This is a genomic window from Lysinibacillus sp. GW823-FHT02G10, from assembly GCF_058797135.1.
In genome coordinates this window covers 31,011-53,903 of the sequence record NZ_JBXAJI010000014.1, presented here as the reverse complement: position 1 = coordinate 53,903, position 22,893 = coordinate 31,011, and the positions used below count along the sequence as shown (strand labels likewise).

22 protein-coding genes are annotated in these 22,893 nt (G+C 35.7%); 5 read left to right on the top strand and 17 right to left on the bottom strand.

From position 1 onward, the window contains the following. The 6 genes from AC1RFD_RS21910 to AC1RFD_RS21885 all read right to left on the bottom strand — a co-directional run. Positions 1 to 1,416, bottom strand: a 1,416-nt coding sequence (locus AC1RFD_RS21910; protein ID WP_492475267.1) for an InlB B-repeat-containing protein, incomplete at its 3' end; no start/stop codon positions are given. 20 nt (positions 1,417 to 1,436) lie between these two features. Further along, on the bottom strand, positions 1,437 to 2,063 hold the full coding sequence (locus tag AC1RFD_RS21905) for a phage tail protein (RefSeq protein WP_048390792.1): 627 nt from the start codon (positions 2,061 to 2,063) through the stop codon (positions 1,437 to 1,439). A gap of 18 nt (positions 2,064 to 2,081) precedes the next feature. Further along, positions 2,082 to 2,588: a GNAT family N-acetyltransferase gene (locus AC1RFD_RS21900; RefSeq protein WP_048390794.1), complete on the bottom strand. Its 507-nt coding sequence runs from the start codon at positions 2,586 to 2,588 to the stop codon at positions 2,082 to 2,084. 29 nt (positions 2,589 to 2,617) lie between these two features. Continuing rightward, entirely contained in the window at positions 2,618 to 3,013 is a 396-nt protein-coding gene (locus tag AC1RFD_RS21895) for a hypothetical protein (RefSeq protein ID WP_048390796.1), read from the bottom strand. A 1-nt stretch (position 3,014) separates the two neighbouring features. Then, positions 3,015 to 4,163 carry a hypothetical protein gene (locus AC1RFD_RS21890; protein WP_048390798.1) on the bottom strand — a complete coding sequence of 383 codons (1,149 nt, stop codon included), beginning with the start codon at positions 4,161 to 4,163 and terminating at the stop codon, positions 3,015 to 3,017. Positions 4,164 to 4,445: 282 nt separating this feature from the next. Beyond that, positions 4,446 to 5,498 (bottom strand): helix-turn-helix transcriptional regulator, encoded by a 1,053-nt coding sequence (locus AC1RFD_RS21885; RefSeq protein WP_492475265.1) that lies wholly within the window; start codon positions 5,496 to 5,498, stop codon positions 4,446 to 4,448. Between the two features lie 614 nt (positions 5,499 to 6,112). On the opposite strand from AC1RFD_RS21885, the gene AC1RFD_RS21880 reads away from it, so the two are divergent. Both AC1RFD_RS21880 and AC1RFD_RS21875 read left to right on the top strand, forming a co-directional pair. Next, positions 6,113 to 6,817, top strand: coding sequence for a class I SAM-dependent methyltransferase (locus AC1RFD_RS21880; RefSeq protein ID WP_281217393.1), 705 nt, complete (start codon positions 6,113 to 6,115; stop codon positions 6,815 to 6,817). Further along, the gene (locus AC1RFD_RS21875; protein ID WP_492475264.1) at positions 6,814 to 7,857 is read left to right on the top strand and encodes a saccharopine dehydrogenase family protein; all 1,044 of its coding nucleotides are present in this window, start codon (positions 6,814 to 6,816) and stop codon (positions 7,855 to 7,857) included. Before AC1RFD_RS21880 ends, AC1RFD_RS21875 begins: the two co-directional genes overlap by 4 nt. Positions 7,858 to 7,908: 51 nt before the next feature. Here the strand turns inward: AC1RFD_RS21875 and AC1RFD_RS21870 are convergent, their stop codons facing one another. The 3 genes from AC1RFD_RS21870 to AC1RFD_RS21860 all read right to left on the bottom strand — a co-directional run bounded on the left by AC1RFD_RS21870 (position 7,909) and on the right by AC1RFD_RS21860 (position 10,211). Continuing rightward, positions 7,909 to 8,631 (bottom strand): amino acid ABC transporter ATP-binding protein, encoded by a 723-nt coding sequence (locus AC1RFD_RS21870; protein ID WP_054548544.1) that lies wholly within the window; start codon positions 8,629 to 8,631, stop codon positions 7,909 to 7,911. Further along, a complete protein-coding gene (locus tag AC1RFD_RS21865) occupies positions 8,624 to 9,283 on the bottom strand; it encodes an amino acid ABC transporter permease (RefSeq protein ID WP_036075291.1) in 660 nt (219 codons plus the stop codon). The genes AC1RFD_RS21870 and AC1RFD_RS21865 overlap by 8 nt, the downstream gene beginning before the upstream one ends. 133 nt (positions 9,284 to 9,416) lie before the next feature. Beyond that, positions 9,417 to 10,211 (bottom strand): transporter substrate-binding domain-containing protein, encoded by a 795-nt coding sequence (locus AC1RFD_RS21860; protein WP_004233155.1) that lies wholly within the window; start codon positions 10,209 to 10,211, stop codon positions 9,417 to 9,419. 422 nt (positions 10,212 to 10,633) lie between these two features. Here AC1RFD_RS21860 and AC1RFD_RS21855 point away from each other — a divergent pair, with 422 nt between their 5' ends. Together AC1RFD_RS21855 and AC1RFD_RS21850 are read left to right on the top strand one after the other, a co-directional pair. Then, the gene (locus AC1RFD_RS21855) at positions 10,634 to 13,642 is read left to right on the top strand and encodes an ATP-binding protein (protein WP_492475263.1); all 3,009 of its coding nucleotides are present in this window, start codon (positions 10,634 to 10,636) and stop codon (positions 13,640 to 13,642) included. Positions 13,643 to 13,656: 14 nt separating this feature from the next. After that, positions 13,657 to 14,370: a DNA-binding response regulator gene (locus AC1RFD_RS21850; RefSeq protein WP_048395759.1), complete on the top strand. Its 714-nt coding sequence runs from the start codon at positions 13,657 to 13,659 to the stop codon at positions 14,368 to 14,370. Positions 14,371 to 14,599: 229 nt separating this feature from the next. Here AC1RFD_RS21850 and AC1RFD_RS21845 read toward each other — a convergent pair whose 3' ends face one another. Genes AC1RFD_RS21845 through AC1RFD_RS21815 form a run of 7 tightly spaced genes read right to left on the bottom strand, consistent with a single transcriptional unit; the run spans position 14,600 to position 20,375 of the window. Further along, a complete protein-coding gene (locus AC1RFD_RS21845) occupies positions 14,600 to 14,968 on the bottom strand; it encodes a Na+/H+ antiporter subunit G (protein WP_048395761.1) in 369 nt (122 codons plus the stop codon). Then, the gene (locus AC1RFD_RS21840) at positions 14,946 to 15,230 is read right to left on the bottom strand and encodes a Na(+)/H(+) antiporter subunit F1 (protein ID WP_004233151.1); all 285 of its coding nucleotides are present in this window, start codon (positions 15,228 to 15,230) and stop codon (positions 14,946 to 14,948) included. Before AC1RFD_RS21840 ends, AC1RFD_RS21845 begins: the two co-directional genes overlap by 23 nt. Continuing rightward, complete coding sequence (locus AC1RFD_RS21835; protein WP_048395764.1) at positions 15,230 to 15,712, bottom strand: Na+/H+ antiporter subunit E; 483 nt, start codon at positions 15,710 to 15,712, stop codon at positions 15,230 to 15,232. Before AC1RFD_RS21835 ends, AC1RFD_RS21840 begins: the two co-directional genes overlap by 1 nt. After that, on the bottom strand, positions 15,712 to 17,217 hold the full coding sequence (locus AC1RFD_RS21830; protein WP_492475261.1) for a Na+/H+ antiporter subunit D: 1,506 nt from the start codon (positions 17,215 to 17,217) through the stop codon (positions 15,712 to 15,714). The genes AC1RFD_RS21835 and AC1RFD_RS21830 overlap by 1 nt, the downstream gene beginning before the upstream one ends. Continuing rightward, complete coding sequence (locus AC1RFD_RS21825) at positions 17,210 to 17,548, bottom strand: Na(+)/H(+) antiporter subunit C (RefSeq protein ID WP_004233143.1); 339 nt, start codon at positions 17,546 to 17,548, stop codon at positions 17,210 to 17,212. The genes AC1RFD_RS21830 and AC1RFD_RS21825 overlap by 8 nt, the downstream gene beginning before the upstream one ends. A gap of 3 nt (positions 17,549 to 17,551) precedes the next feature. After that, entirely contained in the window at positions 17,552 to 17,974 is a 423-nt protein-coding gene (locus AC1RFD_RS21820; protein WP_004233141.1) for a Na(+)/H(+) antiporter subunit B, read from the bottom strand. Beyond that, the gene (locus tag AC1RFD_RS21815) at positions 17,964 to 20,375 is read right to left on the bottom strand and encodes a Na+/H+ antiporter subunit A (protein WP_257962172.1); all 2,412 of its coding nucleotides are present in this window, start codon (positions 20,373 to 20,375) and stop codon (positions 17,964 to 17,966) included. The genes AC1RFD_RS21820 and AC1RFD_RS21815 overlap by 11 nt, the downstream gene beginning before the upstream one ends. 564 nt (positions 20,376 to 20,939) lie before the next feature. Here AC1RFD_RS21815 and AC1RFD_RS21810 point away from each other — a divergent pair. Beyond that, the gene (locus AC1RFD_RS21810) at positions 20,940 to 21,626 is read left to right on the top strand and encodes an adenine nucleotide alpha hydrolase family protein (RefSeq protein ID WP_036075307.1); all 687 of its coding nucleotides are present in this window, start codon (positions 20,940 to 20,942) and stop codon (positions 21,624 to 21,626) included. A gap of 28 nt (positions 21,627 to 21,654) precedes the next feature. Here AC1RFD_RS21810 and AC1RFD_RS21805 read toward each other — a convergent pair whose 3' ends face one another. Beyond that, positions 21,655 to 22,860: an MFS transporter gene (locus AC1RFD_RS21805; protein ID WP_492475260.1), complete on the bottom strand. Its 1,206-nt coding sequence runs from the start codon at positions 22,858 to 22,860 to the stop codon at positions 21,655 to 21,657. Between the last annotated feature and the right edge of the window lie 33 nt (positions 22,861 to 22,893).

Here is a 22,893-nt window from a genome sequence, read left to right as displayed (position 1 = left end):
CGCTTTTTCTCCATGAGCTATTGTTTGTGCTGGGACTGTACTTCCCCCATCTACATCAAAGCTCACTGTATGTGTCACGGGATTCCATTTCGCATAAATCGTTGTGTCCCCTGTAATCACAGTATCAAAATTAAATGGTGTATTTCCCGTACTGCTTGTATACCAGCCAACAAATGTATGTCCCACTTTCGTTGGTGGAGGTGGCTCCGTCGCTTTTTCTCCATGAGCTATTGTTTGTGCTGGGACTGTACTTCCCCCATCTACATCAAAGCTCACTGTATGTGTCACAGGATTCCATTTCGCATAAATCATTGTGTCTCCTGTAATCGTAGTATCAAAATTAAATGCTGTATTTCCCGTACTGCTTGTATACCAGCCAACAAATGTATGTCCCACTTTCGTTGGTGGAGGTGGCTCCGTCGCTTTTTCTCCATGAGCTATTGTTTGTGCTGGGACTGTACTTCCTCCGTCCACACTAAAACTTACAGAATACGCTTTAAGTGTAGTTACATTCACCATAGTATAGGCTGTTTTATTTCCTGCTGCATCCTTCACTATGATGTTAAAATAGTAGGTTGTATTTTGTAATAAATCAGGTATATCAAATGTTGCGATATCCTTTGAATAGTTTCCTAAAGCAATGCCATTTGTCTCTATATGACTAACTGTATCAATATTGTTACTTGTAGATTGATAGATTTGATATTCTAAATCTTCTGTAGAAGTAATATTATCTGTTGCTTTTAGCCAGTTTAATGTCACGCTATTATTACTAATATTCATAACATTAATAGATGAATTGCTTATTTCTGGAGGTATTAAATCTTCTGTACTCGTAACTGATGCACTTACATCCAAATGATAAATCCTCACAAATATATCTGCAACTCCATCTGTTCTACTAATTCTAATTTCATCGATGTTTTGCCATGGTTCCCCCGTTAATGGGACATCAATTTTTTCAAAAGGCATGTACTGATTTATAACTACAGCTCCGGTAACAAATGTATTATCTCTATATCCTTCTATTTTGAGTTCTACAATTTCATTAACCGCACTTTCTAATCGTAATGAGTTTAGCTTGAAATTTCCTTTAATGGACTTAATAGAAGCTGTAGTAACAATACCAGGGTAACCCGACATCCCTAAACTTTTATCAGTTGGATAAAAATCGTCAATATCATTGTTACTATTATTTGAATCATCCAAAGTACCATCAATTTTTAATAATGCAAATTCCCAATCCCCTATAATACGGGGATTTGTACCCACGCCGTCACTAGATTCAAAATCCTCGCTTGATGGAAAGGTAGTTGCTGAAACTCTTGGAACCTCCACAATTGTCATCGAAGAAAGATTTAGTACTATCATACAAATACACAGAATGCCTATCTTTAACCTAGAAAATATTTTCATCATAACACGCCCCTCAATTACTAAGGTCTCGGTGGATATAGTCCTTCGATACAAATAATATAGTTCACTGCTAAATAAGGTTGGCGATTATCAAATGAAGTACCACTACCTGTCTCTCCTATTATCCCACTAATTGATACATCACCAGTTACTGGAGCATCAAAGGACTTTAGAGTGCCGTTTGAAGTATTCTTACTATAAATATTAGCGTCCCTGCCATTAGAAATGCCTTTTCCGAGGGTACTGTTATCATCTGGAATATTAGTCGTACCATCATTATTTACAACGGGAATAGCAACAGTAGCATTAGCGTTTTTAAGGATACCACCTGCGCTACTAAAAAGATGATTGTGTCTTGGTAAATTATTTATACTTAAAGTCGTCTGCTCTGTACCACCCTTACTACCATTCGAATAAGATGATATTCCTGCATCTCTTTGTCCCCCCATATCGGCACCTACTGGAACGCGGCCATTAAGATTTGGCAAATTAAAAACCGTTTTTCCATCCCCTCCGTATTGGAATCCAATCACTGCATACAAAGCTTGGTATTGATTAATTTGTAATTGTTGTCCATTACAAAACAACCATCCTCTTGGAGCGTATGTTCCTGCCCAAGGTAAAATTACTCCTATAAATGCTTCCATAAATATCTCTCCTTAAGTTTATTTTCTCCAGTACATCTCAAATGTTGCTTCTTTATCCATTACAATCTTAAACCCTAGCTTTTTATATAACTGATAGGCAGCTATATTAAATTTAGCCACTTCAAGTTCCATGCCCTTCAAATAATGGGTTGCTTCCTTCATCATAGATTGTATAATATACTTCCCAATACCTTTGCTTCTCCACGTATGAAGGAATCCTATCCAAATTAATCGATAGTTTATATTTGTTTTATCAATGGTATATCTCCCGATTGGCTTCCCTTTATATTGAACAATTATCTTTTCTGCCCTTGGGAACATCTTCTTAGTCTGCACATTATCTAATTCATATTGTTGTTGTACAATACTTTTCCTTACATTTTCATCCTCTATAAAAGATAACTCCATTCGTGATTCTTCAAATATTCGATATAATACCGCTTGGTCTTCCTTTGTAGCGAGACGTAAGCTTATTTCATCAAAATTTATCAAATCGTCAGAAAAATCACATGTAATTCGTTTCATATTTATCACCATACAAATATTAATTGCGCTTAGGAGTTCTTGTTTGTAACAATGATGGAACGTACAAAGTTATGCCCTTTTTCCGGTAGTTTTTCCCAGCTATCTATATGAAATTGATGATCAGCCAAGCATTCAGCTCTATTTTGACTTTTTTGCGGTACGTCTAATGATAACGAGATAGTACCATAGGATTTTTCACCTGGCGGTACCTTATCTCGCCAAGAGCAAGAACATTCATAGCCATTAGGCCCTGTTGAAGCCTTAATTCCTAAAGCCTGAATAGTTGTATTAGGCGGAACATTCATAGGCTCTTTGCCTTCAATATCCTCTGTATTCCAAATACCCCAAGTTCTCTCCTTATGAAAAACTTCTAATTCACGATCTGTTGCATTTGTTATCATTAATGAAAAAGTCCAAGTTGCCATTTTAATTCTCCCCTCCTGTTGTTACTTTTATCTTTGCATTATCCATAACATCGAATTCATGTGTACGGTTCAAAATTGCGTAATCCCATTCGGATGCTCCGATTAATGTTGTCACATTATCTTTATCAGTTCGATATAAAAGAATCATTTTACTAAAAATCCAAGGTACAACATCCATATCTTTATCGTTTGGTGCTTCAAATTCTCTATCAATTGACTTTCTTTCTGTTTGTTGTTGTTCTTTGGTCACAGAATTTAATATATTAAACTTCGCTCTTAATTCCGTCTGTAATTCTTGCTCAACACTCGCCTTCACTATCTTTTCTTCAGAAACTGAAGCTTTTTCCGAAAATTTCAGTGCGGTTTCAATCGTGCTAACCTTTTCTACTACTTTTTTACTTGTAGTCGATATAAACTGTTCATCTTTTACTTTTATTTTTCCTCTTCTAGTGACAGTTTCAACTTTTGAAGCATCTGCTCTTATGCAAGTAACCTCAACAGAAAAATAATCATTCACTTCACGCTTTTTCAAATAAAGGCTATCAAAATCTACATCATTAACCCCATCCCAAAGTTTTTTCGAAATTTTAAATATAGACGTTTTAAATATTGCTTTCTTTTCAAAGTTAACTCCACTAGGAATATACTGATTTAGATCAATAGTTTCTACATTCTCAACAACCTTTAATGTGTCTATTTTGGACCAATCTGTATATAAACTATTAGGTACTTCCTTTTTTCTAATCCTGTCCATCTTATTCGAAATCCGTATATCTCGAACAAAGTTATGTCCATCATGAGTAATACCCTTCCATTCATTCACTTCAAAATACCCATTCGCTCTGCAAGTTGCTTCATTGGGATTGTTATATGGCACATTAACATAAAGGCTTACAACACCATATGGTTCCTGCATATTTCCTTCATGATTCTTGTTATTATCCTTCCATGAACAAGAAAATTCGTAACCATTCGGACCAAAGGCAGATTTGACCCCAACGGCCTGTATTGTTTGTCCTGCTTTAATTGATTGGGGTCCTTTATCCTCTTCACCATTTGTATTCCAGTATCCCCAGTGCAATTGTGATTCCACCAATTCTAAATCTCGATCTGTGTCATTTGTAACGTTAAAACTAAATGTCCATGCCATAAGTGTGATACCTCCAATTAAAATATTTTAATATTCAGAAATTAATTTATGTAAAACAAATAATTCTTATTACCTAATAAAAAATCTAAAGGTTACATTTTTTTGGTTCTTTATAACTTTTTTTCATTATATTATAGGTCCATAGATTCCGCTATGAGTTCATTCCCTTTTTTAGGTTAATTTTTCTTAACCTTTTAACTTCTAATACAAATCTACTGATTAAAATGCTAATAAACAAAAGAAACTGCTAGAAAGATAGCAGTTTCTTTTGGTAGTCCACCTTTAATCTAATTGGAAGCGGGAGAAGATCTTCCATACTAGCTCATTTCGATTTGAGACATTTACTTTTTGAAAAATTACCTTTAAATGATCTTGTACCGTGTAGATTGAAATATCAAGATTATAAGCAATCTCTTTTGTAGGAATCCCTTTAATAACTTCAAATACTACTTCCTTTTCTCTAGGGGTAAGATTATAGGCTGTTATTAAGAAATTGAGCATTTCTCTTGATGATGCTTCATTTATTAATAAAGCAATTTGCTGTTCTTGTTGGCTTGTCAGCAAAAGTGATGCCCGAATAGCAATATAGCCTGTATCTTTGATAGGTACTATTAAAGAAGTATTTGAATTGTACTTATCAGCAAGTAGCTTTGCACAGATAGCTTGAATAGGCTTAGGAACTTGAATTTCTGCTAAACTTTCATACTTTCTTAAAATGGATAGCAATTCAAAAGCTTTGGTATTACTTGAAAGAATTTTTAACCCTTTATCAAAAATAACAATGCCTTGTTCTCCTTCTACAGCTGGAATCCTCTCCTCAATAATATAATGATAGAACTTCTTTAATGATTCACCCATAATTGGCATCAGTCTTTTTATAAGCATCACATCTTGATCTTTAAATAAAGGCTGTTCATTTTCAGCTCTTTTGAATAGTGTTAAAAAACCATAGCATTGTCCTTGATAAATTAATGCAGCTCTTACTTCATCACTAAAACCATTGGGCATTAAAACTTCTCTATAGCGAAAGCTTCGACTTGAGGAATCGCTTAACCTGCCTATGTTTTGCCCACTTTGAACTAAGAATCCATATTTATTTACATCTTCTGTCGTATATTCCAATTCCATAATCTCCTGATGAATCGCCTCTATTGATTGTTCAGTAACTGCTCCTACCGAAAAAAGAGTATGTACATCCGTTAATGTACAGCAATACGCATCAAAATTTATATGTGTTCGTAGAGCTTCGATCATCAATTGACGATATTCAAACGAATTTTTGCTGTGCTTTAAGCATTGGTCAGATTTTCGTTGCCAATATTGTGCTTCCTTCATAAACACCTACCTCCCCCCAGAAATATGGGATAGTTCTTTTTTTCCGAAAGTTTATAATTGAGAATAATTCTTAATTGAATTGTACAGAAGTTCAACAAGTAGGAATACTATTTTGAAGAAAATTTTTACTTTTTATTTTCTTGCTAGCTACTTCCGTTATTAGTGGCTGCTCAGAGAAATCGTCTCAAGCAATTGTGGGTGGTGTGAATTCAGATTAAAGCTACTATTAATGCCCCTAACTCGTCTGCTATTTTTCCAAGCATCCTGTTGGCAGAACAAAAGAGGATATTGAACTTATTACCTGGGGAAACAGTAGATACCCTTTTAGCTCAAATACAAAAAAACCAAGCACAATTTATGGTACTTCCTCTTAATATGGGAGCTAATCTATATGCAAAAAGAGTGCCATTACAACTTATAGGAGGTCTAGCACATCAAACTATTTTCATGCCTAGTTAAGGTGGTCCACCAGATATTTTTAGGGAATAGTCCTACACAGATACTAGGTGACTTCACTAAACAATCATCAGCCTTTCATCAGAATGATTGCTTAAAGATGAAGGAATTGCTCTCAATTTTAACGCATAAAAATAAATTGTTTTGGAGGTATTTTAATGAATAGATCTATACATAGCTGGGACAGTCCTTCTGTCAACAATTATCAACAGTCCATTCGACAAAAAATCATAGGCTATGATCTTATTTATGACATGATGGTCAATATACTTCAGAATTTCACTCCTGCAAATAAATTTTTAGTGGTAGGTGCTGGAGGTGGACAGGAATTACTCACTTTAGGCAAATCATTTCCTTCTGCCCATTTCACAGCAGTCGATTCCTCAAAGGAAATGCTGGAGCTGGCTGCTAAACAAATTGAATCGCTACCACATCGACCTACTATTATGTGGGTTGAGAAGGATCTACTATCCTTAAGTGTAAATGAGGTTTTCGATGTAGTTAGTTGTCATTTGGTTTTGCATTTCATAGAAAGCCTTGATCAAAAGAGAACAATGCTTCAAAAGATTGCGGATAGCTTAAAAGAGAATGGAGTGTTATTTATTTCATCGATAAATGCTGATTTAACTTCACAAACGTTCAAACATGAGCTTTGTTATTGGCGAAGCTCCATGCTTCATAACGGAATAGGTGAGGATCATTGGCAACGCTTTGAGCAATCCTTTAGCGTCACAACCCATCCTATTAATCTTGAATTGCTTATTAATTTACTGAAAGAGGCTGGCTTTACAACAATCCTTCCCTATTTTAAAACACATATGATTGACGCTTTAGTCGCTATTAAGGGAGAAACTACTATATGAAAAATGGGAATATCTTAATCATCGGAGGCTATGGTGAAGTGGGAGGGAAAATTGCAAAATTATTGTTGCAAAGCTATCCCAACAGAATATGGATTGCCGGAAGAAATATAGAAAAGGCTAAGGATTTCTGTGTCGAGCACAAAAACTTAGTAAGACCTCTTCAATTGGATGTGTCAGAAAAAGTGCATCCAGAGCAATTAGAAAATGTAGCACTGGTCATTATGTGTCTAGAGCAAAAGGATACTGCATTTGCACAGCTCTGCTTAAATGAAGGGATTATCTATATCGATATTACTGCAAGCTATACCTTCCTTAAAAAGTTAGAGGCACTCCACTCACTAGCTGTACAAAAACAATCTACAGCCATTTTTAGTGTTGGTATGGCTCCAGGATTGACCAACTTAATGGCCATGCATGCTGCAAGGCAATTATCCTCCCTCGAGAAGATGCATATTTCCATCTTACTTGGGGCAGGCGATACACATGGCACCGCGGCAATTCTTTGGATATTGCAACAATTAAATAAACCCTTTAGTAGCTACAACAATCATAAGGTTGCTAATTTTACTAATAAGAGAACCGTGAAATTTAAAAAGATTGGGAAACGAAGTGTGTATCAATTTAATTTCTCTGACCAGCATACATTAACAAAGCATTTCCCTTCTATTCCTATCGTCACAAGATTAGGCTTTGATGTTGAGCCACTCAATAAATTTGTATCCTTTTTACAAAAGAATAGAATTGCTTGCCTATTAAAATTTAACGGAATACAAATCTTGCTCACTTCACTTATTCAAAAAATTAAAATTGGTTCTGATGTGTGTGGCATACAAATAGAAGCCATTGGGACAAAACATCACAAAGAAGTAAGCTTCACATTAGACTTTCTTGATCGCGATGAATCACTTGTAACAGCGAAAGTTGCAGCATTTATAGCTAACGAGTTTCTTAACAATAAACATCCAGCAGGAGCCTATCATATTGAGGAATTATTTACATTAGACACCTTACAGACTCAATTTGATATGTCCCTTCAATAAAAATGGCATTTAGCTCTCATCTAACGGAGAAGCTAAATGCCTGTTGTTTTATTATAAAACCTTCTCTAAAAAATCCTTTGCACGCTGTGTTGATGGCGCTGAAAAAAACTGTTCTGGAGGAGCATCCTCAATGAGCTTGCCGCCATCAAGGAAAAGAATACGATCAGCAACCTCACGAGCAAAGCCCATCTCATGTGTCACAATCAACATGGTCATCCCAGAATCTGCGAGGTTTTTCATAACAGCCAATACCTCTTTAACCATTTCAGGGTCAAGTGCCGATGTAGGCTCATCAAATAATATAACTTTAGGGTCCATGGCAAGTGCTCGCGCAATAGCAACACGTTGCTTTTGTCCTCCCGATAAACGATTTGGATATTCTAGACGCTTCTCAAACAGACCTACTTTCTTTAGTAACTCTTCTGCTTTGTTGATAGCTGTAGCCTTATCCAAACCCTTCACATTGATTGGCGCATATGTTAAATTTTCAAGCACAGTTTTATGAGGGAAAAGATGAAAATGCTGAAATACCATACCTACTTCTTCACGTATTTTCATTATATTTGTCCCTTTATCTGTCAGGACATCCCCTGCAATCGTTACCTTCCCACTTGTCGGAGTTTCTAATAAATTTAAGCAACGAAGAAATGTCGATTTACCTGATCCTGAAGGTCCAATAATAGCAATTACTTCTTTTTCTTTAACTTCAGTTGATATACCCTTTAATACTTCATTCTGCCCATAAGATTTGTGTAAATCTTCAATTTTAATCACTTTTTCTCATTCCTTTCTCGATTCGTTTACCAAGGAACGTTAAAACAAGCGTCATGATGTAATAGATTACCCCTGCAAAAAGTAGTGGCTCAAGATAACGGTATGTCGAACCTCCTACAATGTAGGCACGACGCATAATATCTAATGCACTGATTACTGTCACAACTGCTGTTTCTTTATTTAATGTAATAAATTCATTTACTAAGGATGGTAAAATATTTTTTACTGCTTGCGGAATAATAATATCCTTCATCATTTTTGCATATGGAATCCCCAATGCTTGTGCAGCTTCCATTTGTCCTTTATCAACTGCATTGATACCAGCACGGATAATCTCTGAAATATATGCACCTGAGTTTAAACCAAAAGCAATAATAGCTGTTGGAATAGGCTCAATTTGGATATCTAGTAATTGCGGTACTGCATAATAAATAATTAGTAATTGTAATACAAGAGGTGTACCGCGGAAAATCGACGTATAGAAATCAGCAAACCAACGTAAAAAATTCACTTTACCAATTTTACATAATGCTAAAAGTATACCTACGATAAAACCAATGATGGATGCACCGATTGCAATTTGAAGTGTAACACCTATCCCTTTTAAAATATAAGGAATAGAGGGAACGATAGCTGTAAAATCTAAATTCACAGCGCTCCCTCCTTTCTTTTTCATCATGATGTAGCTTTGTTTTTTGTACCAAACACAAATTTAGAAGAGGCTTAAAGGATAATAATGAAAAGCACAAGCGATAGCCCAAAAGTAGAGCTATCGCACGCAATTATTATTCAACTTTTTCTAACCATTTTTCTTCTAACTCTTTGATTTTGCCTTCTTCAGCTAGCTCTTTTAAAGCTTTATTAATTTTATCTTTTAAATCGCTTCCTTTTGGAACAGCGATTGCTTTGAAATCTTCAGGCTGTTCTTCCACTGGGAAAGCCTCTAATTGATCATTCGTTTTTAAATAGCCTTTCGCAACGCCACCCTCTAAAATACCTGCGTCTAAACGTTTAGACATCATATCTTGCACAATCTCAGGGATTCGCGTACGTCCTTCTACTGTTACATCAACCTTTTTCGCAATTTCATTACCTAAGTTTTCCTGAATAGATGCAGTTTGTACACCTATTTTTTTACCAGCTAAGTCAGCTTCTTTTTTAATACCGCTATCCTTTTTAACAAGGATTACTTGCTCTGTTTCATTATATTTATCTGAGAAATCTACCACTTTTTCACGCTCTGGATTCGGTGTCATACCCGAAATAACGACATCAATTTTCCCTGCTTGTAGTGCTGGCACTAAACTGTTAAAGTCCATATCTTGCACTTGCATATCAACGCCTATTTTTTCTCCAACTAATTTGATTAGATCAATATCAAATCCAATAATTTCTTCGCCTTTTGCTGCATCCACATATTCAAATGGCGCATAGTCGGCTGATGTACCAACTTTTAATACTTGCTTACCCTCTGTATCCGTAGTAGATCCTGTATCGCTTGCATTATTGTCTTTAGTGCCACATGCTGCAAGTACACCTATTACTAGTACCAGCATCATGATGAATAACTTGTTCTTCATAAATTGTAACTCCTTTTATTTATAATTTATTGTGTATGAGAATACATTTCTCGAATATAGTTGATTGGATATTTATTCATGTTGAAGAATAAAAAATCTATCTGCTAATTAAGATATACTCTTTTGAAATAATAATCAAGATAAACTAAAAAAATTTTAGCTAAATATTATATACATAATTTTCTGATAAGTCAATTTATTTTTGTTTTCATTCATTTTACAAAGTAACTTTACTATTTTCCTTTTTAGCATTATTTATTCCTCCATCATAAAAACAACTTAATTTCAACAGTTCAGAGATAGAGATTATTGCCATCCTTTAAGCTCGCAATATTTAGATTTCATCGCTAGTAGGAATTTTGTATTAATGCCGTAAGTTATCTTGTATAATCCAAATAAATCATTTGAAAGGGATTTTTACGATGAAAAAATTATCGTTATTGTTCGCAATTATTATTGGCTCAGTGCTGATAGCAGGCATTACCTTTTTCTTAACTCAACCAAAGTCGCATGGGCCGCAAGCGATTGAAGGTGTGATGGATTTACGTCATCATTCATTTCACGATAATACGCCTATCAAATTAGATGGGGAGTGGGAATTTATCCCGAATCATTTAGTGGACGGTGAAGCCTTTGATTCCTATCAAAGCTATCTTGTTAATGTCCCTTCAGCTTGGACAAAATATACAATTGATGGGCAACAAATACCTGTATTTGAAAGTGGGACTTATCGTCTCAAGGTTTTAATCGATGATACCGAAGATATTTTAGGAATTAAAACGAGTAACATTCGAATGTCGAACGCATTGTATATTAACGGAAAGCGAGTTGGACATAGTGGAGAGCCCGCTGAGGATAGCAGCTATATACCCCACAATACCCCATATACCGCTTATTTTTCGCCTGATAAAAAAGAACTTGAATTGATTGTTCATGTAGCCAATTTTGATTATGCACCAGGAGGAGGAATTATTAGCTCCATTTTTTTGGGGGATCAATCTAGTATTGCAAAGCTTCGAGAGGGTGCCATATTCTACGATTTAATTACCTTAGCAGGTTTTTTAACAATGTTTATCTACTTTTTTGGCTCATATCTTTATTCAAAATTTGGTATAGAACAGCTTTACTTCTCTATATTTTGTTTCGCAAGTGGGGTTTACACCCTTACTCATGGCGAAAAGTTATTACTAGACTTTATAAATATTTCCTATGCTCCATTTCAGAAAATGCAAATGATCTCTAGTATAGCTGTAGGCCTTTTTATATTGTTGTATTTTTATCGTGCTCTAATAAAACATATGAATCGTTTAGTTGTGAAAGTGTTTTGTGCAATAGGTACCCTTCTAATGCTGGTTGCATTGCTTCCAACATCCATTAATTCACTATTTCAGAATATCAACTCATTGTATGTATTCGCAAATATTGTTTATATCTTCTATGTACAAATTATAGCAATTTACAAACGTGCTACTGGAGTAATGTATTTAACATTAAGCTCTCTAGCCATTTTGCTTTATTTTATCGTTGCTACTTTAAATACAAATATTAATCTTGAACTGAGTGCTTTACCACCATTGTTGCCATTTATTTGCCTGACAATGCTTTCCCTATATATTTCTCATCGTTTTGCAGATTCTTATTTAGAAAAAGGCAAGCTAACGGAGGCACTGATACGTGTAGATAAATTAAAGGATGAGTTTCTCGCTAAAACATCTCATGAATTCCAAACGCCCTTACATGGCATTATAGGCATTTCACAATCTATGCTGAAGGATAATAGTTTACCTATCTCAGCGGACGAACAAAAAGAAAAAGTATCACTTATTTTCAATATTGCAGAACGTCTATCCTATTTAGTCAATGATTTACTTGATTTTTCAAAGCTGAAGGAGAATGAATTAACATTGCGGATGGCATCTGTTGATTTATATGCCATTACACATATGACTGTAGAAGTGCTTTCCTACACGATTAGCAAGAATGTCAAAATTTATAATCATATAGAACGGGGAACCTTTGTCCAAGCTGATGAAAACCGTCTTCGCCAAATTTTATATAATTTAATTCATAACGCAGTGAAGTATACAAATGAAGGAAAAATTGATATAACTTGTTATGAGAAACAGTCATTCCTTGTGATTGAAGTTAAGGATACTGGGTGTGGGATAGCACCAGAAAATTTAAAAACCATTTTTAACCCGTTCCAACAATTCAATTATTCAATTGGTGGCAGTGGATTAGGTTTACATATTACAAAGGAGCTTGTCGAGCGGCAGGGTGGGAAAATATTTGTTGATTCTATTGTCGGACAAGGCGCTACCTTTTCATTCAAATTACGAAAAGGTCAGCCGACAAATGAGGAATTACCATCCATGCCAATCCAAACATACCAGCATCCTTTCCTAACATTCCCACATATTGTTGAGAAAATAGGAAAGAAAAAAATTCTTATTGTAGATGACGATGCTGTTAATTTAAAAGTACTAATAGATATATTGACACAAGAAAACTATTCCATTATAGCAATTGATAATGGACACCATGTTTTTGAGTACCTTACACAACAACCTAGTATTGATTTATTAATTTTAGATATAATGATGCCCACAATTTCTGGCTATGAGATTTGTCAACAGGTTAGGCAACATTACACGTCTACAGAGCTACCTATTCTAATGTTGACTGCGGCGGTTCGCCCAGAGGATATGATTGCAGCCTTTCAATCTGGAGCAAATGATTTTTTACATAAACCTTTAGATGCTACCGAGCTAATGACAAGGGTTCGCAATCTTCTTTTATTGAAGGAGTCTGCAGAAACAGCTGTGAAAATGGAAACTGCGTTTTTACAAGCACAAATAAAACCGCATTTTATTTATAATGTCTTAAATTCCATTCTGTCCCTAAGCTATTTAGACTTAGATAAATCACGGGCAATGATTACAGATTTTGCTACATTTTTACGTAACAGTTTTGCCTTTGAAAATGCCAACAGTCTTGTCCCTTTGGAAAAGGAGCTTAGTCTTATTGAGGCATATGTAAATATTCATCGTACTAGATATCCTGAGCAATTAGAATTTAATATTTGCATGGATGAGCCTATCCAATGTCTTATTCCTCCTTTACTGCTTCAGCCTTTAGTAGAGAATGCCCTTCTTCATGGTTTGAAAGTCAGAAAAGAGGTTAGCAAGCTACTATTAGTTATAAGGCAGGAAGAGCATATGGTGATTTTCCAACTGATTGACAACGGCATTGGGATATCTTCAGAGCTTTTAAGGCAAATTCAAAATGGTGAGAAAACAGCTAGTCAAGGCATTGGTATTTTAAATATTTCCAAAAGATTAAAAAAATTCGACAACGCTACTATCCATTTTGATAGCCACGAAAACAAAGGAACGACTGTTGAAATAAGATTTCCAATAATTACTTTATAGAGGATGTGAGCAGCTTGTTAAAAGCAGTTATTATAGATGATGAAATTTTAGCCATTCGTTTATTAGAATCCATGCTAAAGGCAAGTGGCTCTATTGAGATTATTGGAACCTTCCAGAATCCAAAAGATGGTTTAGTAAATATTGATATGCTAAAACCTGATATATTGTTTTTAGACATTGAAATGACTGAAATGACTGGACTTGAATTTGCTTCTAAAATAGAAGATGTCTCAAGCTATATAGATATTGTCTTTGTTACAGCTTACGAAAATTATGCTTTAGAGGCCTTTAATGTACAGGCTATAGATTATATTTTAAAGCCCATTGACCACAACCGACTCTTAAAAACAATTGAGCGGCTACTTGAACGAAGGCAACATAAAAAGTTGATGCAACCAATTGAACATACTTCCGTAAATGAAGGAATCAAAATTATTCATACATTACACTTCCATATACACTCAGGAAAAGTTTCAATTGGTGATACTGTATTAACTTTATCAACAAAGGAATTCCAAATTTTATTCTTTTTAGCACAGCATTGCAATCAAGCTTTTCCCGCTGCTGAGCTGTACCGACTTATTTGGGATGAGGATAGCTTTGGACAAACACAAGCCTTACGAGTTCATATCAGCAATTTAAGAAAAAAACTTGAAACGATTCCAGGTCATACAGCTAAAATCGTTATGGTAAGAGGCTCTGGGTATCAATTGGTTTTTCAAGAATAATTTGAAAGGGAAGTTGATTAAACCAATCAACTTCCCTTTCACTTATTTAGAATCCACTTCAATGTTAAGAAATGTCCAATGTTTACTACCTTAAGCCAGTGCTCTCTCATCTCTTGTGCAGGGATTTCACCACTCTCTTTGAACAATCTATTCATCAATTTTGCAGTTCTACTATTTTCATTATTTTGCACTAAAAAGACTGTTTGCTTTAGGGCAAACAGTCCTCCTTCTATTTTATCGTATGCTCTTCTGGGAACAATTTTGACTTTAATTCATCTTCACCAGAGTCCTTTGCTAATGGAACGCGAGAACGATAGGCAGCACGACAAATTAAATGCCCTGCAACGGGTGCTGTCACAAAGACGAAAAGAATACCTAAAATGAGCCGTACACTAACAAAACCGTCATGTACCCAGAAATAGATAAACGCTCCTAACAAACAGGTTAAAACCGATAATGTAGAGCTTTTCGTAGCAGCATGTGATCGTGTATAGACATCTGGTAGGCGAATCATCCCAAATGCGCTAATAACACTCACAATGGAACCTATAAGAATAAGGATAACTGCTGCCCATTCAATCATTTGATTTACGTTCAACAATCACACCTCTTTCTATATATTTTGTAAATGCAATCGTTCCGATAAACGCTAAAATGCCCAAAATAAGAATAGCTTCTAAATATGCTTTAGTCTTCAATATAATAGAGACAATCGCAATAGCCGATAATAAATTAACACCAATTGTATCGAGAGCTATCGCTCGATCAGGCATTGACGGACCACGGATAACACGATATAACGACAGCGCAATGGAAATACTGAAGAAAGCAAGTGCAAGAAGTAATATATTGTTAATCATTAGCGTGTCACCTCCATTATTGCTTGTTCGAATTTTCCAATTGATCGTATAACAGCATCCTTTGACTGTTCGATGTCCATAGCATGAATATAAAAGACATCTCCCTCTTCCGATACCTCCATGACGACAGAGCCAGGTGTTAACGTTAACAGTAAGGCAAGAGCTGTAATCTCCCAATCACCCTCTAATACAGTTTTATATGTGAAAATACCCGGTGTAATATTTAGCTTAGGTGTAGTGATTTGTCTTAATACACTATAGCTTGATAAAAATAGCTCCCAGTTAAACAGCCATAATAACTTGATAATGGAAAAGACTCTCCTCATGTAAAATTGAGTACCATAAAAGCGATGCATCGCATATAGAATACCCATACCTACAACAAAACCCATTAAAAATGTTGAAAATTGTGGTGTCACTTCATCCTGTAGAAGTAACCAAAGTGTTGCGATAAATAAATTTAAAATAAACTGCATCGCCATTATTTATTCACCTCACCTTGCCATTGTTCGCCATCTAAAACTGCATCGATATAGATAGATGGTGTATAAAGTGTTTCAGCTGCATCTGTGACAAATGGTGCCAGTTTTTCTGCCCCAATCCCTAACCCAAATGTGCAAACAGCTAGTAATGTTAATGGCAACAATATACGTTTAGGTAAAGGTTTTTCATCCTCTAAGCTAATAATGGTTTCGCCGAAAAAGGAAGAAAGAAATATCCTTAACAATGAATATAAAACAATTAAACTAGAGAAAAACCCTAGACCTAATAGAACGAAATGGCCACCTTCTATCGCACCTTGTCCAATTAAAACCTTTCCTAAAAAACCACTCAGTGGGGGTATACCAGCTAGTGAACACATTGCTATAAAGAACAACCATCCTAAAAAGGGGTAGTTACGAATAAGTCCACTCATCTTATCAATTACTGTTTCCCCAGTGAGATAGATCATCATGCCAACAGCTAAGAACAACATAGCCTTAGCTATCATATCGTGCATTAAATAGTAGATAACACCTTGTAAGGCTGACTCTGTGCCTACAGCTAGCCCAATTATTATAAAACCAACGCCAATTAGTACATTGTAAGAGGCTATTGTTCTAACATCACGACCTGAAAGTGCACCGATACAGCCTGCTATAATTGTGAGTCCAGCCATGATGCCAAGAGCTGTGTGTGTGACTTCAGGATTGTTAGGGAACAGCAATGTAAAGGAACGTACAAGTGCATACATCCCTACCTTTGTTAATAAAGCAGCAAATAAAGCAGCAATGGCAGTTGGTGGTACACTATAAGATCCTGGCAACCAGAAGAATAATAAAAGTCCAGCCTTCAAGCTAAAGACGATTAAGAAAATAAGCGCTACTGTTGTAATAAGAGGATTAGCTCCTGCCTCCATTACACGAATTGAAATATGTGCCATATTTAATGTGCCTACCGTTCCATACAGAAAAGCTAGTGCCACTAAGAAAATCCAAGAGGCAACAATGTTGATGAGCACATATTTCAATGCTTCACGTAGCTGAATTTTTTCGCCACCTAAGCTAATCAATGCATAGGAAGCGAGCAACATTACTTCAAAACACACAAATAAGTTAAAAATATCGCCCGTCAAAAATGAGCCGTTGACACCTGCTATCATCAGCAAGGTAAATGGATAAAAATACATTTTTTCATATCTTAGCTCCATTGTAAAAATTGCATATAGCATACAAATGAGGGCTACAATATTTGCAACTAACACTAATAGTGTCGCAAATGAATCGGCTACAAATGAGATTCCAAATGGTGGTGCCCATCCACTAAAATCAATGCGCATCACACCCTGTTCTTGAATCTCTACTAATAAAATGACGCTAATGATAATAATAAAGCTCAATGTCAATAAGCTGATGATACGTTGTAGCGTCACATGCTCTTTTAAAAACACCAGTAAAATAGCCGTAATTACTGGTACAATTAATGGTAAAACAATCATATTACTCATCAGGCGTACCTCTCAATTCATCAAAATTCCCTGAACCATTTGTTTTGTACGCGCGATACCCTAAAACGAGAACAAAAGCAGTGACAGCAAAGCTAATCACAATCGCTGTTAATATTAATGCTTGAGGTAATGCATCTGTATATGGTCCCTCTGATTCTCCTAATAACGGGACATCCCCTTTTTTTAAACCTCCCATAGTCAAAATCAGTAAGTGGGCAGCATGAGATAAAACAGCGGTGCCTAAAATAACACGCAATAACTGCTTCGAGAGGATTAAGTACGTCGCAACAGCTACTAATATACCTACTAAAACAAGTATTAAAGACTCCATTGGCTACTCATCCTCACTTATACTTAAAATAATTGTTACAACAACCCCCACCACTGTTAAAGCCACACCCGCTTCAAAAATAGTGACAGTTGAAAAGCCCATTTTCCCAAAGATAGGAACATCTATATACGTATGTGCTTGTGTTAAAAATGGGACATCAAAAAACAACGAACCTATTGCTGTTCCAGTTGCAAGCAATACACCAAGAGCTGCAACTTTTTTGAAGTCGAAAGGCATCCCTTTATGAACAGTTTCAATATCATAGGCTAGATATAACAAAACAATGCCTGAGGCTAACACCAGACCACCTATAAAGCCACCGCCAGGAGCATGATGCCCAGCAAAGAATAAATACACGCCGAGTGTTAAAATAATGAACACAACGGCTTTGGTGACGGTTCTTAAAATCACATCATTAATTTTCATGATCTGCTTCCTCCTTTCGTGGCTTAAGCTTTGTCAGAGCATAGACCCCTAAGCCAGCAATTAGAAGAACAACAACCTCTAGCATCGTATCAAAAGCACGGAAATCCCCTAGTATTGTATTAACGATGTTGGAACCGCCAGCCAATTCATAGGCATCATTGAAGTAAGTAGCCACTGGTTCAAAGCGATCATAGTGTACTACTGCTAAACCAACAATAGTTACAGTTGCACCAACAAAAATAGAAATCAATGCTTTTGACCATTGAACCCTTTTACGTGGTAGCTCTGGCATTAAATCTGGCAAATATTTAAAACATAATAGGAATAAAGCTGTTGTGACCGATTCAACAACTAATTGTGTTAAAGCTAGGTCTGGTGCACGGAAAATAACAAAGAAGAAGGCAATAGAATAGCCTAGTACACCATTTAGCAACATGGCTGTCACCCGACCCTTTGCGAAAATCATCCAAACAGCAGCAAAAATCATGACAAACACAAGGATTAACTCGTAGGATTCTATAGCGGAATCTTTGTCAAAATTAAAGGTCATGGCATCTGACCAAACAAAATAACCTGCGATAAGTGCAACAAAAAATACATATATATAGACAAAATAATGTGTTAAATTACCTGTCATATATTTATTGGTAAGCTTCTGTGAGCCATTTTCACTCATCTCTATCATTCGATTGTAATACGTATTAAACGTATACTTTTGTGAAAATAGACGATAAAGTGGCTTCCAGCTTTTTAATGTTTTAAATAAGATAATTCCAATAATAATGACACCTACTGTCATCAATAACTCTGCATTGATGCCATGCCATGCATGAATATGTGGTGTTAACTCACTTGTAGTTGGGAATGTTGGATAAATACTAGCCATAGCAGGCTCTAAAATATAATGACCTAATATATTAGGGAAGAAAAAGATACCAACTACCAACAAGCATAAAATAATTGGCGATATTAACATGCCAAGTGGAGCTTCGTGTGGTTTTTTATCAATCTTCTCTGGCTGTAGTTTACCCAAAAATGTACGACTAATTAAAATCAAACTATAGACAAAGGTAAAGATACTTGCCACCCATGCTACTATAGGGAAAAACAGCCCTATATCAGCAATAGAGAATGCTTCTACATCACGAATAGCCAATACTGCTGCAAAAAACATTTCCTTACTTAAAAAGCCATTAAATGGTGGCAGTCCTGCCATTGAGAAGCTACCAATCACAGCAATTGTAAAAGTGATAGGCATGAAAGACATTAAGCCACCTAAACGACGAATATCACGAGTACCTACTTCATGATCGACAATTCCAACCATCATGAATAAAGCTCCTTTAAAGGTCGAATGATTCACAAGGTGAAATAGCGCTGCAAAGCTTGCTTGGGTGTAAAAAATCGAGTTTTCCTCATAGCCATAATAATGACCAACAGACCCAAGACCAAAGAGACTCATAATTAAACCAAGCTGACTCACTGTTGAAAAGGCTAATAATGCTTTTAAATCCGTCTGACGGACAGCATTAAAGGAGCCCCAGAATAATGTAACTAGGCCGATAACACTAACTAGCCAGAACCATACTGCCTCTCCTCCAAAAACCGGTGAAAAACGAGCAACTAAATAAATGCCTGCCTTCACCATTGTTGCGGAATGTAAGTAAGCACTAACAGGTGTTGGGGCCTCCATAGCATCAGGCAACCAAATGTGGAATGGAAATTGTGCAGATTTTGTAAAAGCCCCTAGTAAAATTAGAATAAGCGCTGGCGTAAATAAGGTATGATCTCGTATAACCTCTACATTAGCTACAATTTCACGAATACTAAATGTATGAGAAGCTACATAGAGCATTAAGAAACCCGCAAGCATTGAGAGTCCGCCAAAGACGGTAATCATCATCGCTTTTTTAGCACCTGCCCGAGAAGCCTTTCTATGATGCCAAAATGCGATTAATAGGAAAGATGACACACTCGTTAATTCCCAAAATGTGTATAATACCATTAGGTTATCTGAAAAAACAACGCCAAGCATAGCGCCCATGAATAGTAATAAATAGCAGTAAAAATGATGAAGAGATTCTTTCGTTGATAAATAAAAAATAGAATATAAAATGACTAAACTACCTACACCTGTAATCAGCAGACCAAAAATCATACTGAGTCCATCTAGGTAAGTTGTGAAATTTATATTAAAAGAGGGAATCCACTCATATGTATGAATAAAGGTTTTACCCTCGGCTAATTGAGGAATATAGCGAGCGAGTAAAAGAAACAAGATGAATGGAACAGATAAAACAAACCAGCCAAGATGTGTGACACGCCTTAGTCGCCTGTAAAGCAATGGAATTAGAGCAGCACAAACAAATGGCAAAAGTATCGCAATGAGAACTGTGACCAAATGAAAACCTCCTACTATCTAAATCATCTAGCAAATTTTTGTGGTGATGGGCATGTAAAGTGCTAAGACTTTAGAAATTTGTTCAAGCTAAGGAACATATTAGATGTATTCTTGAAATTTATTAATGGAATGTGGTGGGGTATTAAAGTGCCTAATTGTTTATAAAAACGGTTATTTTAGTTATTTAGTCACTTCTAACCCGATGCAAGCCTAAATAACTTGTGGAAAATCAGATAATTTATACAGTTACAACTCAGTTAATATCAGCATAATGAAGACACTTGACTATCTATTTAACTCACTGCATAATAGTGTGGCATATGAAAGCAAATTAGCATAGATGCACAGAATGCATAAATTAAATAATCTCTAATTATCGATTTAAGCTTAATCCTTCAAGGGTTTTCCAATACATTTTCGTTAACTTTTATACATTTTTAAGTATACAATATAAGTGAGCATAATGCACTGTAACAGCATCGATTTTAGCTGTTTTAGGATAATTTTTTCAAAATCAACAGTGAAATTAACAAAATACCAACAGATAAGAGGTGTACATTTTTTATGAAGCATGTAAAAGGGCGTTTGGATGAAAGTATATTAGTTTGTGTTTATTACGGCTTAAATGGCGAACGTTTGATTCGTCGTGGTCATAAGATGGCCACAATGCTTGATTGCCCACTCTATATTCTTTCAGTCGATTCGCAACCCCTTGATGCATTTGACGCAGAGAAATCTAGTTATATAGAGCAATGGAAAAAGTTATCAGATGAACTTGAGGTTGAAAAATTTATTTTGCAAGATAATGAAAAACGCCCCATACAAAAGGTTATTGCAGAGGTCGCGAAGAATTATAGTATTTCACAAATTATCGTAGGGCAAAGCGCACAAAGCCGTTGGGAGGAAATCACTAAAGGTTCGTTCTTAAACGTACTGTTAAAGGAAGTTCCTTTTGTTGATTTTCATATCGTAGCTGTTCAACGCCCAACCGATGATGATGCAAATGAAACATATGAAAAAGGAGTACGTGCTTACTTAATTAAAGAACAGGAGAACTTTAAAGTAGCATTTACATGTCCTAAGTATGTATCGATTGAAGGTATATTCTTCAAAGAAATTGGCACAGATTTTGACAATGGCATCTTTAAATTTACTTACAACGATAAAATGCATGAAGTTCATATTTCAGAGGGCTATGTAATTGATCAGGAAAAATTGCCAGCAGAATTCTTAGCTCCATTAAGACAATAAAAAAACGCGTAGATACGCGTTTTTTTTATTAGACAGCAGCTGAAGCAGGTTTATCTTTCGGTAAGAAGAAGGCAACTAGTAATAATAAAGGTAATAATGAAACAACAATCATTGTAAAATCAATGCCTTTATGATCCATTAAAACGCCGATAATCATTGCCCCTATTGCGCCCATTCCAAAAGCAAATCCTGTTGTTAAACCTGCCATGGTGCCAATTTTTGTTGGGACTAACTCTTGCGCATAGACCACCGTTACGGAGAAGCTAATCATAATCAACGTACCAATAATAACTAAAAATATCATAGCCGCCCATAATGGTACATATGGCAATGCTAAACAAAATGGCATAGGGCCAACTACAGAAAGGATAATGACATTTTTCCTACCAATACGGTCTGATAAAGAACCTCCGAAAAAGGTACCTACTACACCAAATGCCATGAAGGTGAATATTAATATTTGCCCTAGTCGAAGGCTGACCTCATAGTGATCCATTAGATAAAACACATAAAAACTTGTTATATTTGTTGTATAAAATGATCGTGCAAAAATAATTGTAAATAATAATGTTAATGCGATTCCTACTTGTTTCTTTGTTAATGGAGGCAATGTTGAGACGAGTACACGCTTTTTCTTAGTTGCACGCTCCTGCTCCAATTGTTTTTTATACCATGTAGCAATTTTACTTAATAAAATGATACCAAACGTTGCAATTACTAATATGATTGCAGCCCCACGTTGCCCTAAAATATCAAAGATATAAGCACTAATTAATGGTGCTAGTGCTTGCCCTGAATTTCCCCCCACTTGATAAATTGACTGCGCAAGTCCTCGTTTAGATCCAGCTGCCATAAAGGAAACTCTCGATCCCTCAGGGTGAAAAATAGCTGACCCGAAGCCTATAAATAATACCGCAATAATAATAATCCAATACTGCGTTGTGAACGCTATAATAGCAATCCCTATAAATGAACTAATCATACCGATAGGTAAAGCATAAGGCATTGGTTTTTTATCACTAATAAAGCCTACCGCAGGCTGCAATGCAGAAGCAAATATGTTTAATACAAAAGAAATCATTCCAATTTGTGTAAAGGTCAATCCTAATTCACTCTTAAATATCGGAAACATCGCTGGGATAACAGCTTGCATCGTATCATTTATTAGGTGAGCAACACCGATTGCAATCATTATTGGATAGATTGGATTGGTTACATTTAATTGTTTATTCATGTTGCCACCTCACTCTTATTTTGTTTAAAAATG